Genomic DNA, 13,467 nt, shown 5'->3' on the forward strand with positions numbered 1-13,467 from the left:
GGCGGCCGGAGCCGTGCGAAGGAGCGACATGGCGAGCTGCGGCGAACTGCGCCGGGCCGGGGCTGCGTGAGGATGGGCACCGTGGAAACACAACCCGCCCCGGGTGGGCGGCCCCCCGACGAGCACCTCAGGCTCGGCCAGTACCTGGTGGGCGCACTGCCCGCCGCCGAACGCGAGGCGTTCGAGACGCATCTGGCGCGGTGCCGGGAATGCCTGGCCGAGGCCGAACGGCTGGAGCCCGTGCTGGACATGCTCGCGCTGGTGCCGCCGGACGAGGCTGAGGCGCTCGTGGCCGCCTACGCACCGCCCGAGGCACCCGGCTCCCCACGGCGCACCCCGAACGCGGCTCCTCGGCGGAATGAGGCCGTCGCATCACCCGTTCGACCGAGGCCCACCGGTACCTCCGGACGCCGTGAGTCCACCACGCCGCGCGAGAACGGCGGACCCCGGGTCTCCGCCCCCGCACGCGGCGCGGCACCGCGGTCGCCCGCGGGACGGCCGAAGGGCGGCACGCGTCCCAAGCGCGGCCGGCGCAACGGGATCCTGATCGGCGCGGTCGCACTGGTGCTCGTGCTCAGCGGCATCGGCCTCGGCTGGTCGATCATGCGCGGCGGCGGCACGCCCGGCCAGGACGTCACGCTCGCCGCGACCGGCACCGACCTGACCAGCGGGGTCAGCCTCTCCGTGCGCGTCGTCGGCAACGGGCGCACCTCCACCGTCGCCGCCACCGTCGGCGGCCTGCCCGCCGGCGAACGCCACCAGCTCCTCGCGGTGAACACCAACGGCGAGAGCTTCCTGCTCTCCGACTGGACCGCCGCGGCCGGCATCCAGGACATCACCGGCGAGTGCGACGCACCCGTCGACAGCCTCTCCTTCTTCTCGATCACGAAGCTCGACGGCTCCGTTCTCGTCACCGCCCACATCAACCGGGGTCGGCCCGCCACGTCCGGTCAGCCGGCATCGCCGCGGTGACCGGTCCGCGGCCGACGTCGCAACGGACCCCAGCACCGCAAGGCGAAAGCGAGCGTGGCCACGATCACCAGGCCGAACAGCAGCGCCGCGCCCTGACCGTTCTTCCACACCTGCTGCGAATGAGTACTGCCGGTGTCCCGGCGCACCGTCACGCCGACGGCCGCGCCGGGGTCGACCATCCCCCAGCCGATGGCGGAATCGGGCGCGCTCCGGCCGCCCCCGCCGGAGGTGCGGCGCACCGTGTCGGCCGCCTGCGCGGCGGACAGCTGGGGAAACACCGACCGCACCAGGGCCGCCACCCCGGCCACGAACGGCACCGCGAAGTCCGCGCCCGTGCCGGTCACCTGCGCGGCCGGGTTGACGCTCAGGCTCGCGACGTTGACCCCCGGGGCGAGCACGTCGACGGAGCCGGCCGGGTACTTCTCCGCCGGCAGGTCGTCCGTGCCGGCGGCCCCCACCCGCAGCAGCCCCTCGCGGCCGCTGCGCGTGCGGCCGTTGCGGTCGGCCGGCACGACGACGACCGTCCCGCGCGCGACCGCGGCGTCGATCGCGGCGGAGACCTTCGCGTCGCCGATGTTGACCGACACCCCGAACATCACCACCGACGCCCCGGCCGTCGTGGCGGCCTCCAGGGCGGCGGCCAGTTGTGCGGGATCGTCGCTGTTGATCCGCACCGGCAGGATCCGGGCCTCCGGCGCCATCCCGACGAACCTGGTGTCGCTCCGCACGCCGGCCGCCACGATGCCGGCCATCGCGGTGCCGTGGCCCACGCAGTCGGTGTCTGCGCGGCCGCCGGTGCCGGTCACGTCGTTGCCGGGCAGGACCCGGCCGGCGAGCGCGGGAACGTCGGCCTCGACCCCCGAGTCGAGCACGGCGACCGTCACGCCCTCGCCCTTGCCCTTCGTCCAGGCCCGATCCGGCGCCAGCCGCAGCTGCGCCCAGGGCAGGTTGGCCGTGGGGCCGCTGCCGGGCGGGCCGCAGCCCTCGTCGCCGCCGGCCGCCGAGCCGGGGGCGGGGGAGCCGGTCGGGGCGGGCGAGGGCGCCGTGCCGCTGCCCGCGGGCAGCAGCCCCACCTGCACGCCGTCGCCCACCGCGTCCCAGGGCAGGACGAGGAGCCAGCCGGCGGTCAGGGCGTTGGGATCCTTGAGGGCGCCGCCGTCGGGCTGCTTGCGGCCCGCGTTCAGGTCGAAGATCTCGGCGGAACGTGCGGCGTCGCCGAGAAGTCGCAGGGAGATGGCGCTCAGCGTCTCCGTCTTGCCCGACGCCGCAGGGCGGACCGCGTAGTACTTGACGTACCCTTCGGCGGGTTCGGCGAGTGCGGGCACACCAGCGCCGGCGGCGACGACGGCGAACAGTCCGACCACGAGGGAGGCCAGGCACCACCGCCGTACCCGTTCCGCCAGCAATCGGGTCACCGGCACCTCCGCACACGTCGGGACACTCACAACATACTGGACATCGACCACCCCGCCATTCGGGGCCTTCCCGCAGGTGGACCGGTGGCCGGCGGGGTAGGGACGGAGCACTGACCACAGTGGACAGTCGGGTTCGGCGGCGGGTTCTGTCGGTCGCGCTCCTCGCACTTCTGCTCGTCCCGTTCTGGCCCGCCGGAGCGGTCCACGCCGCACCCGACACCGGCAAGTACTACATCGTCGGTGAACCCGTCGGTGCACAGCGTGAGTACCTCTTCGGCATCGCGGTGCGCACCCTGAAGAACGGCAACCGGTACCGGGAGATCTTCGACCTGAACGCCGACCGCGTCCAGCCCGACGGCGGAATCCTCACCGACGCGATGGACCTGCGGCCCGGCTGGATTCTCGCCCTGCCGCCCGATGCGAGCGGCCCCGGCGTGAAGGTCGGGCCGATCCCCCCGTACACCCCGTCGAGCGTGCCCAGCCAGGCGGCGTCGCGCCCACCCGCGCAGTCGCCGGCTCCCGATGCCAAGGCGAGCGCGGACGACATCGCGTCCGAAACGATGATCATCCGGGTCGGCGCGACGGTGCTGACCGTGGTGCTGTTCGCGCTCGCGCTGCTCGTGCTGCGGCGGCCCCGCCGGCCGGCTGCGGCGACCGCCGGGGGCCGTTCGCGCGGCTCGGGGCCGACATCGCCGCGTAAGCCCTCTGGCGGCTCCGGTGGCTTTGGTCGTCCTGGTGGCGCTGGTGGCGCTGGTGGCCCGGGTGCGCCTCGGCGTCCGGCGCGCACGGCTGCGGTGCCGGAGGAGTACGACGGGGTGGAGCGGGATGCGTTGTCGCTGATGCCGCGCGGCGGGGCCGATGCTCCGGATGCCGGATCTGATTCGTCCGGTCCCGGGTCCGGTGGGCAGCGGCCCGGGGCGCGGGCGCCACAGGGTTTCGGCCGGGGGCGTGACGGGTTCGGGCGTGACGAGTCGGTGCGTGGCGGGTTTGCCGAGGGCGGGGAATCCGCTGACGGGTCGGCTTCCGGGGACGGCTCCTCGTCGGACGGCTCGTTTGCGGGCGGTTCATCTGCGGATGGGGCTGATCGGGAGGGCGCCTCATCGGGCGGCGTTGGCTTCCGTGGTGGTGCCTCTCGTGGTGGGTCTCGCTCTGGTGGTGCTGCTTCGGGTGATGGGGCCGGCTCTGGCGGTGGGGCTGGCTCGGATGTTGCTGCCTCCGGTGGTGAGCCTGGCTCTGGAGGTCCTTCCTCGGGCGGCGGGTCGGCTTCCGGCTCGGGCAGCGGGGGCTTCGGCTCCGGCGGGTTCACCTCCGGCGGGTCGCTTCGGGGAAGTGCGGCGGAGTTGGGTGGATGGTCCACCGGTGGGCTTTCCGGGCCGATCGGACGCGGACCCGGGCGGGCGATCCCGCACTCGGCCGAGGACGATCCGCGACAGGCCGGGGCACCCGGCCGTTCCTCCGGTGTCGGTCGCTCCGGCGAGTCCGGCGGCTCCGTGGATCCGGCCCGTCACGACGATCCGTCGGGAGCGGACGGCCATGCCGATGACCGGCGGGGCGAGCGCGGTCGTGGCGGGTCATCGCCCCGCGGCGGGCGACGTGACGCGGACGGTCGCGACGATGCGTGGAGCGACGACCCGGACGACCGCTACGGCGGGCCGGGGCCGGACGACGAATTCCGGGGCACCCGTGCGCATGGCAGCGACGGCGACGATTCTGCGGCTCACGCTGATTCGCGCGGTGGCTTCGCCGGCGTTGGTCCGCGTGGTGCGGGCCGCCCTGACGATGACACCACAGTGGGTGATGGCGATTCCGACGGTGCGTTTGGCGGCAGCGATCCGCATGGTGCCGGTCGTCGGGACGGTGATGTTTCTGCGGGTGTCGGCGGCTCGCGCGGCGGCGGTCCGCCTGGTGCGGGTTGGCGTGACCGTGATGAATCGGTGGGTGGCGGCGATTCCCGAGGTGCGTTCGCCGGTGGCGGTCCACATGGCGCGGGCGGTCGGGACGATGCGGCCGGGGACGGTGAGCCATGGGGCGAGTGGCCGGCGGACGGGTCTGCGGACGACGCCGATCCGGACGCAGGCGGCGCCCGTAGCAACGGCCACGGGGTAGAGCCGTCCGGCCCGGCCGGCCGACCACCGGCCACGGCGCAACGAGCCGCAGTCTTGGGCGACGGCGACGGTTGGGAGGAAGACCGCTCGGTGCCGGACGACGGAACCCGCCCCGTCGCGGACTTCCGCGGTGCCGCGCCCGACCTGCGCGCCGAGTTGTCCACAGTGGACGGCCCCATCCGGGTGCGCCTGACCGGTATCGGCGGCGACGCCACGGACCCGCCCTACGCGTGGGTGGCGGATGGAGAGCAGCCGCCGGCGGCGCAGTTCCCGGTGGTGCTTGGCGCTCGGGGACCCTGGTCGCTACGGGTGGATCTGAGCCGCGCGCCGGACGTCGTCACGATGGCCGGCGACCCGGAAACCTGCAAGCGTCACCTGATCGCGATCGTGCGTCGGCTCATGACCGACGGCGTGCCGGTAACCGTGGTCGGCGATGTACTCGGGCCGGTGCCGCCGGCGGGATGTGTGCGCGTGGCGGAGTTCGGGCCGCCGCCGGGCGGGGATCGGGGCGTCGTCATCGCCGAGTCGCCGAACGAGGCTGAGCTCGCCGTCGCGCGGGACCTGCTCGCGGCGACCGGCAACGTGCCGCTGCTGATCGGTGCCGTCATGCCCGCCCGGTGGAACCTGGCGGTCCCTTCCGTCGCCGGGCCCGCAGCCGGCACGCATTCCAACGCCCACGAGCCGGCCGCAGCCCGCATCCCCGAACAGGCACCGGCCGTTTCCGCTGTCACCCCTTTGCCCGAACCGGCACCGGTGGGACTGTCGCAGGATCCCGCAGCTGCCCTCGCCCACGGCACGCCGGAGGTGGACACATCCGGCTCCTCGCACGTAGACGCATCCGGCTCATCGTCCGCGGACTCCTCCGGGCTGTCGCCCGGCGATGCGCCTGACCCTTCGTCTGCGCCCGCACCGTCGGCTGCGGACGTATCGGACCAGCCGGCGGTGGTCGAGACGACCGAAGCGGATGCCGGTGCGCCGGGTCCGGTGTCGGTGGACGGGTCCGATGGGTCGGCCTCGCGTGAGGTGGATCGGGCGGATGTCGGGCTGTCTGGTGGGGTGCCGGCGGATGCGCCGGACGGGCCGGCCTTCATTGAGGATGATCCGCTGGTGTCGGGTGAGAGGCCCACGCACGGGGCGGATCGGGTGGTCGCTGAAGCACCGGACGCAGCCGTCGCGCAGACAGAGGTCGGGTCTGCGGCGCACGTGGTGGACGGGATGCCCGAGGCGCCGGCGGATGCCGGTGACCAGTTGTCGGAGCACGGTGTGGACCGGGCCGACTCCGCCGCGGATCACGTGGCTCCGGCCGGTGCCGAGCCGTCCGGGGTCGTGGCCGCATGGTCGACGGAATCGAGCGCGTGGGCGCAGGAGCATGCCGCCCCGGGTTTCGACACCGGTGTCCCGGCGGAGCATGCGGAGGCCGTTTCGGCGCAGCCGTGGGTGGCCGATGCGGGCGCTGTGCAGTCGTGGGCGGGCGGTGCCGGTTCGGGGCAGCCGATTGTGGGAGGTAGTGCGGAGGCCGGTGCCGCGTGGCAACGGGTGGTCGGCCAGGAGCATGCCGACGCCGGTCGGACGTGGGCAGCGGGGCATGCGGACGCCGTCCCGGTGCAGCCGTGGTCCGGGGATCAGGCGGAGGCCGGTGTCGCGCCGTCGTGGGCGGGGCACGAGGACGCGGGTGTCGCGCAGCCGGTCGCCGGGCACCACGGTGCCGCTTCGGCCGCGGCATGGGTAGCGAGTGAAGCAGACGCGGGCGTCGCTCCGCCGGGTGGACCGGGCGACGCCGGGCAGCTTTGGCCGGCGGGCCAGGGGGAGGGCGCTTCCGCCCAGCACTGGCCGGCGGGTCGGGTGGAGGGTGATTCCGGGGCGTCCTGGTCGGTGGGTCACGCGGATGGTGTTTCCGGGCGTCCCGGGGTCGGTGGTCCTGTGGGCGCTCCCGCGCAGGTGAGTGGGTCGGGCTCGATGTGGAGCGGTCCGCCCCGGACGCATGTGCCGCCGTCGCCGACGCATGACTCGTGGGCACAGAACGCGGCCCCGGTGCCGGAAGGCCAGGCGCAGTGGCAAGAGCCGGATCCGGATCCCTATGCCGTGCCGTCGACATACGGGTCCGATCCCTATGCCGTGCCGCCGCCGTACGACGCGTCGGCGCAGCCGTGGCCGCCGGGTCAGGCCCCGGTCGTGCCGGCGCAACACCGGGGTCCGGTGCCGAGCGCCCCGGAGCATGACGCGAACGCCCACCCATGGGTGCAGGGTCAGACGCCGACCGCGCCGGCGCAGGATCACGTGCCGGTTGCGGACCTGCATCAATGGGCGCAGGGTCATGCGTTCCCCGCGCCGGCGCCGCAGTGGGCGGAGGGCCAGGTGCCGGCCTCTTCGGCAGCTGAGGCACCGTCCCATCACTGGATGCATGGTCAGGCGCCATATGGCCACGGTCCACAGTGGACGGCCGAGCCGGGAGTGGGCGCGGCGGCGCAGGGTCAGGTGCCGGAGGTGCCGGTCGACCAGTGGGCGTCGGACCAGGTGCCGTACGGGCACGCTCCACAGTGGACGCCGGGGCAGGGTTCGGCTCCGGAGGTGCCCGCGCAGCAGTGGGAGCAGAGCTGGGTGCCGGCCGACGCCGGGCACCACGGCACCCCGGACCCGACGGCGGGTGGCCCCTCCGGGTACTACGGCGTGCACGGCTCGGCGGCGGGTGTGCCTCAGGCGGCGAGCGGCGGCGTGCCGGTGCCTCAGCAGGCGGGGCCTTACGGGAGCGCGCCGCGGGTGGTGCCCGTTCCGGTGGGGGAGGCGCCGGTGCCGAGGCCGGTGCCGGGGCAGGGCGGGCCGGTGCGGCAGCCGGTGCCCGTTCCGGGGCAGGGCGGGCCGGTCAGGCAGCCGGTGCCGGTGGAGAGCGGGCCGCAGCCGGGTGCACCGGTGCCGATCGCGTACGAGCCGGTGGCTACGCCGGTGCCGGTGGGCGGTGACGGTGGGGTGCAGCATGTTCCGGCGGCGCGGGTGTCGTCGGTCGGCAGCTACACGGCCGGGCCGGCCACACCGGCTGACGGGACGTCCGCCGCAGCGGCCCGCAGGGCGGGGTCCCGGGGGTTCGGCGACACCGTCCAACAGTCCGATGGTGCCGGCGACATCGGCGAAGATCGCGACGGGTGACACGCCAGCCACCGAATCGGCGCCGCACGACGTGGCTGGCGTTACACCGGGCCGACGAGCCCTGCCGACACGGAGCGCCGGGTCAGAGGTTGGGGAGGCCCGACGTCAGGGGGCGGGAGTGGCCGCGGGCGACGGATTCCCAGCCGCCGGGGGTGGCCTTGTAGAGCCGCTTCATGGTGACGCGTTCGTAGGAACGGCTGGGCAGGATCAGCTCGAGGCCGGCCGCCCGCAGTTTGCCGATCCGGCTGCGTAACGCCCGGAAGCCGGCCAGTTGGCGTTCGCTCGCGACGATGTCGATGGCGCGGCGCTTGGGCACGCTCACCTCGACGAGCACATGTCCGGGCAACGGGTCCGGCTTGCGCCGGTGCAGCACCAGCCAGCCGGGCGGGAGCCGCCGCGCGTTGGCCGGCAGGCGCACGAACATCGTGCGGTCGCGGCCGCTCGGCCAGCGTTCGACGTCGGTGGGCAGCCCCGGTGCGCCGTGGTGCGCCTGCGCGCTCTGCAGGAGCAGCGGCGCCTCCTTGAACAGGTCCGGGTCGCCGTCGATGGTGCCGTCCGCCTCGAGGCGGTACCCGGCGAGGAGGCGAACCCGGTCGAGCCGCCCGATCGGCAGCAGATAGGCGTCGCTGGCCCGCATGAGGTGCTGCAGGTGCGCGGGCACGTGGCTGCCCATGCCGGAGATCTGCACGGCGGCGCCCTTGCCGACCTTGACGCGCAGCAGGTACCCGGGCTCCCGGCCGGCCTCGAACGGCCGCGGCCGCAGCCGCCCGAACAGGAACAGGTCGGGGCTGGGCACGCCGGCGAGCGCGACGGCGACGGGTGGCCGGGCGGTGGCGACGTACAGCTCCACGGTCTCGGCGTTGACGAACGGCTGGTCGGGCAGCCACGGGACGCCGAACGGCGCGCCCTTCACGGTGTCCGGGACCATGTGCGGCGCGGGCTGCACGGGCGGGCCGGGGCGTTCGGTGCGCACGGGTGCCGTCGCGTGGCGCACGACGGTGCCGTCGGCGGGGTGCAGGGTGCCGTCGTCGTCGGGCCGGAACCGGGTGCTCCACATGCAGCCGGGGATCTCGTGCGACTGCCACGGCGCGGGCCGGCCGAGGCGGTCGAGGGCGCGCAGGTCGGCGCCGTCGACGAGTTCGACGCTGCCGCCGGGCGGGGGCGCCCACACGCGTGCGCCGGCGGTGCGGGCGAGGGCCGCGAGGTTGGCGACGAGCCGCTGCTGCGCCTCGGGCTCGGTCGGCCAGGTGAGCCACATGCGCACGTCGCCGCCGTACAGGGGAAGGCCGCCGAGCGCCGCGGCGAGCAGGTCGCCGCCGACGACGTCCTGCGTTCCCCGGTAGTCGCCGACCAGGAAGCCGCCGGCCCGCACGGTGACGGCGACGGTCGCCAGCCCGGGGATGCGGGTGAGCAGGCGGGCGGCGACGGCGCGGCGGGTCACGAAGTCGGCGCGAGTGGCGAGGGCGAGCCCGCCGGGCAGCGGCAGCGCGACGACGCCGGTGCGCGGGCGCACGAGCCCGTCGTGCAGCGCGAACCAGCCGGGCAGGTCGGTGGCGCGGCCGAGCGGCTGGACGAGTTCCCAGTCGACGACGCGGCCGGTGGTCTCGTCGACCGGGACGGCGTCGAGCGGGCCGGTGGGGTCGCCGTTGGCGGCCTGCTGGCGCAGCACCGCCCCGGCCGGGCAGACGAGGACGTCGTGGCCGAGCAGCGAGGCCATGTCGCGGAACATGTCGAGCCGGCTGCCGCCGTCGCTGACCAGGATCCGCACGTCCTCGGCGGCGGTGCCGGAACGGCGCACCATCTCGGCGAGCAGCCCCGCGGTCATGGTGGTGCGGGGGTCGTCGGGTGTGGTGACGCCGCCGGAGGGGTGCGGGATGAGCCACACGTCGTGCAGCCCGTCGATGCGCCGGTGTCGCCGCGCGTCGATCTCTGGTGCGTGGCGGGGGCGTGGCGCGTGGGCCACGGCTGCAGCGGCTGCCGCGGCCGGGGGTTCAGCGGCCGTCATCGGCACACACCACCCTGCGCCATCCGGCCTCCCTTAAACGGACCTTAAAGAATCTCCGGAGAGCATGACGGAACACGGGGCGTGTCGGTTCACCGACAGCCCGAAGATTTTCCGTTCGTGTGGATTATCTTCCGTTCATGTGGCCGGGAAGGTCAGGCGGATGTCCGCACCCTCCCGATAGTCGGCGTCGACCCAGGTCCGGCCGCCGTGGTACTCGATGATCTTCTTGACGATGGCCAGCCCGATGCCGGTGCCCGGATAGCTGTCCTTCGGATGCAGCCGCTGGAAGATGACGAAAACCTTGTCCGCGTACTCGGGCGGGATGCCGATGCCGTTGTCGCGGCAGGAGAGCTCCCACTCGTCGTCCACCCGCCGGGCGGACAGGTGCACCTTCGCCGGTAGGTCCGGCTTGTGAAACTTGAGGGCGTTGCTGAAGAGGTTGGTCACGAGGGCCTGCAGGAGTGGCTCCTCGCCGCGGACCACCGGCAGGTCGTCGTCCCAGGTGATCTCCGCGGCCTGCGCCGTGCGCACGGAGTCGAGCGAGGCGGCGGCCTCCGAGGCCAGTTTCTTCAGATCTATCTCGGTGAACTCGTTGGTGATCCGGCCGATCCGCGAGAACGCCAACAGGTCGTTGATCAGCCGCTGCATCCGCTGCGCCCCGTCCACGGCGAAGTGGATGTACTGGTCGGCGCGTTCGTCCAGCTGGCCCGCGTAGCGGCGCTGCAGCAGCTGGCAGAAGCTGGCCACCTTGCGCAGCGGCTCCTGCAGGTCGTGCGAGGCGACGTACGCGAACTGCTCCAGGTCCCGGTTGGAACGGGTCAGCTCCTCCGTCTGCGCGCGCAGCTGTGCGTTGGCCTCCTCGATGGTCTCCCGCGCGTTGCGCACGACCGCCAGGTCGTCGGCGATCTGGCGGCGCATCCGGTCCACGTCGGTGGCGAGCTCGACCAGCTCCGGCGCACCCTTGGCGGACAATCGGCGTTCGTAGTCGCCGTCGGCCACCAGCCGCACCTCGGAGGCGAGCGCACTCACCGGCAGCGTGATCAGCCGGCGCAGGATCGTCACCAGCATGAACCCGGCGACCGCGATCACCGCCGCGGCGAACAGCAGCAGCGCCAGCAGCAGCCGCCCTGAGCTGTTGACGTCGGCGCGCACCTCGTCACGACGTTCGACCAGATGCTCTCCCAGAAGGGTGATCCGGTCGGAGGCGGCGCGGTAGACGGTCCTCGACCGGTCCGTGGGTGTGGCAAGGGCCGCGCTCGGGCCGTCGGCCCGGGCGGCGGCGATCAACGGCTCGGTGATCTCCCGGCGGTAGGTGGCCAGCGCGTCGCGGATCGCCTCCAGGTCATCGCGCAGCTGCGGCTCGTCGCGCAGCAGCCGCAGCGTCTCGGTGATCAGCCCCGACTCGGCCGTGACCGCGTCCCGGTAGGTCGCCAGGTCGTCCTCGCGCGCCGTCAGAAGAAAGGTCCGCGCGCTCGTCTGCTGGCGCAACAGCCCCTGGTAGAGCCGCTCGGAGTTGACCCGGGCCGGCGTCAGGTTGTCCATCACCTGCTCGCCGCCGGCCCGATACACCGCCACCGCACCGGCCGTGACCAGGGCGATCAGGACGAGCACCGTCGAGACGCCGGCGAAGAGCGCGCTCACCCGGCGGCTGAGGGTCCAGTCCTTCACGCGGACCCGTCCCCGCTGCGCTCCAGTGCGATCCGCAGCGCCTCGTCGGCCTGCTCGACCGTCCCGGCCGAGACCGAGACCGTCTCACCGTCCTCGGTGGTGATGGCGATGGAGACCGGCACGGCCGCCGCGGGGCCCCGTCGCTGTCCGATCCACACCTTGATCGATTCCATGAGAACGGCGATGAGCCCGGTCGTCACGCCGGTGATCACCAGCTCCGTGAAGGCGCCCATGCTGCCCGGCGACGGAGGCACGGGCCGGGTGCGGACCCTGCCGCGCAGGGCCGGCTCCAGGCGGAGCCAGTCCGCGAGGGAACGCTCCGCGTCCTCGTCGCCGTCGATGCCGATCCGTAGGTCAGTCACGTGAGCGCTCCCTGCTCATCCGGCACGGGGGTGGCCGGAGCAGTCCGTAGGCTACCGTCGCCGGATCCGGCGAAGGAGGGGCCATGGCCCCCCTCAATCGCGAACATCCCTTTCCATGCCCTCCCGAGCACTTAATCTCGTACCGGAGAGGTCGCCGCATCGATACGTTTCCTCTACGTAACGAGCCTCTGGGAGGAACCGTGCGCAAACTGATCATCCCCACCGTGGCCATGACGCTGATCGCGTTGACGCCATTACCGGCCTCGGCGCTCGACAACGTCAACTCCAAGAAGTTCCGCGACGGGGTGACCGTTGCCGGGATCATGCAGCACGAACGCGCGCTGCAGCGGATCGCCAACGACAACGGCGGCACCCGCGCATCCGGCACACCGGGCTACCTCGCCTCCGCGAACTACGTCGCCAGGACCCTGCGGGACGCGGGGTACTCGGTGCGGCGGCAGGAGTTCACGTTCCCGTTCTACCGGGAGCTGGCTCCCGCGCAGCTGACCCAGGTGTCGCCGACACCGAAGACGTACGAGACCGGCACCTACGACTTCTCCGGCAGCGGCGACGTCACAGGCACGATCGTGCCCACGAACGACATCGTCATCCCGCCGGGGCCGGTCGCCGGTTCGTCCAACTCGGGCTGTGAAGCATCCGACTTCACGCCGGCCTCCCCGACGGAGCCGCAGATCGCGCTCATCCAGCGCGGCACCTGCTTCTTCCAGGTCAAGGTGGAGAACGCCATCGCGGCCGGCTACGACGCGGTGATCTTCTTCAACGAGGGCCAGCCGGGGCGGGACGAACTGTTCATCGGCAGCCTGAGCGCGCCTCAGCCCATCCCGGCCGTCGGCCTGAGCTTCGCCGACGGTGCCGCGCTGTACCAGCAGCTGCAGGGCGGAGCGGTCACGATGCGCGTCGTCACCTCCACCGAGGTCGACGCCGCCGCCAAGACCTGGAACATCATCGCCGACTCGCCCGGCGGTGACGCCGACCGCACGATCGTCGTCGGCGCGCACCTCGACTCCGTCATCGAGGGCCCCGGCATCAACGACAACGGCAGCGGCACCTCCACCATCCTGGAGATCGCCGAGCAGCTGACCGCGCAGAACGTGAAGCTGAAGCAGAAGGTGCGCTTCGCCTTCTGGGGCGCCGAGGAACTGGGCACCATCGGCTCCGAGTACTACGTCAACAACCTGAGCGACGCGGCGTTCGCCAAGATCTACGCCAACCTGAACTTCGACATGGTCGGCTCGCCGAACTACGTGCGCTTCGTGTACGACGGCGACGGTTCCGCCACGGGCACCGCGGGGCCGCCCGGCTCGGCCGAGATCGAGGGCATCTTCAACGACTACTTCGCCGCGCAGGGGCTCGCCGCCGACCCGACCGAGTTCAACGGCCGGTCGGACTACGGTGCGTTCATCGCGGCGGGGATCCCGGCCGGTGGGCTGTTCAGCGGCGCCGAGGGGATCAAGACGCCGGAGCAGGCCGCGGTGTACGGCGGGCAGGCCGGCGTCGCCTACGACGTCTGCTACCACCAGGCGTGCGACACCACCGTCAACCTCAACACCAACGCGCTGAACGAACTCGGCGACGCGGCCGCGCACGCGGTGCTGACGTTGGGCGTCACCAAGACGGGGCTGTTCCCGGACGGGAGCCGTCGGGCGCGTAGTGCGCCTCCGTCGTTCGACCACAAGGGCGGCCAGGCGGTCCGCTGAATCTCGTAGCCAGCTAGGCCAGCTAGGTACGGCGAAGCGCCGGTCCCGTCCGGGGGACCGGCGCTTCTTTCCTGCCGTGGG

7 protein-coding genes are annotated in these 13,467 nt (G+C 73.2%); 3 read left to right on the forward strand and 4 right to left on the reverse strand.

Features of this window, described 5'->3' with window-relative positions:
- Positions 1–81 precede the first annotated feature (81 nt).
- Positions 82–972: a zf-HC2 domain-containing protein gene (locus Val02_RS32160; RefSeq protein WP_203903020.1), complete on the forward strand. Its 891-nt coding sequence runs from the start codon at positions 82–84 to the stop codon at positions 970–972.
- On the opposite strand, the gene Val02_RS32165 is transcribed toward Val02_RS32160, so the two are convergent.
- Positions 951–2,387, reverse strand: a complete 1,437-nt coding sequence (locus tag Val02_RS32165; RefSeq protein WP_203903021.1) for a S8 family serine peptidase — start codon at positions 2,385–2,387, stop codon at positions 951–953. The two genes, Val02_RS32160 and Val02_RS32165, sit on opposite strands and share 22 nt — an antisense overlap.
- A 119-nt stretch (positions 2,388–2,506) precedes the next feature.
- On the opposite strand from Val02_RS32165, the gene Val02_RS32170 reads away from it, so the two are divergent.
- The gene (locus Val02_RS32170; RefSeq protein ID WP_203903022.1) at positions 2,507–7,633 is read left to right on the forward strand and encodes a hypothetical protein; all 5,127 of its coding nucleotides are present in this window, start codon (positions 2,507–2,509) and stop codon (positions 7,631–7,633) included.
- 82 nt (positions 7,634–7,715) lie between these two features.
- Here the strand turns inward: Val02_RS32170 and Val02_RS32175 are convergent, their stop codons facing one another.
- From Val02_RS32175 to Val02_RS32185, 3 genes are all read right to left on the reverse strand, one after another.
- Entirely contained in the window at positions 7,716–9,638 is a 1,923-nt protein-coding gene (locus Val02_RS32175) for a hypothetical protein (RefSeq protein ID WP_203903023.1), read from the reverse strand.
- Between the two features lie 135 nt (positions 9,639–9,773).
- Positions 9,774–11,306, reverse strand: a complete 1,533-nt coding sequence (locus Val02_RS32180) for a sensor histidine kinase (RefSeq protein ID WP_239153490.1) — start codon at positions 11,304–11,306, stop codon at positions 9,774–9,776.
- Positions 11,303–11,668 (reverse strand): effector-associated constant component EACC1, encoded by a 366-nt coding sequence (locus Val02_RS32185; protein WP_203903024.1) that lies wholly within the window; start codon positions 11,666–11,668, stop codon positions 11,303–11,305. Before Val02_RS32185 ends, Val02_RS32180 begins: the two co-directional genes overlap by 4 nt.
- A gap of 200 nt (positions 11,669–11,868) precedes the next feature.
- Here Val02_RS32185 and Val02_RS32190 point away from each other — a divergent pair, with 200 nt between their 5' ends.
- Positions 11,869–13,386: a M28 family metallopeptidase gene (locus tag Val02_RS32190; protein WP_239153491.1), complete on the forward strand. Its 1,518-nt coding sequence runs from the start codon at positions 11,869–11,871 to the stop codon at positions 13,384–13,386.
- Positions 13,387–13,467 lie beyond the last annotated feature (81 nt).

Source organism: Virgisporangium aliadipatigenens (assembly GCF_016863615.1).
GTDB lineage: Bacteria > Actinomycetota > Actinomycetes > Mycobacteriales > Micromonosporaceae > Virgisporangium > Virgisporangium aliadipatigenens.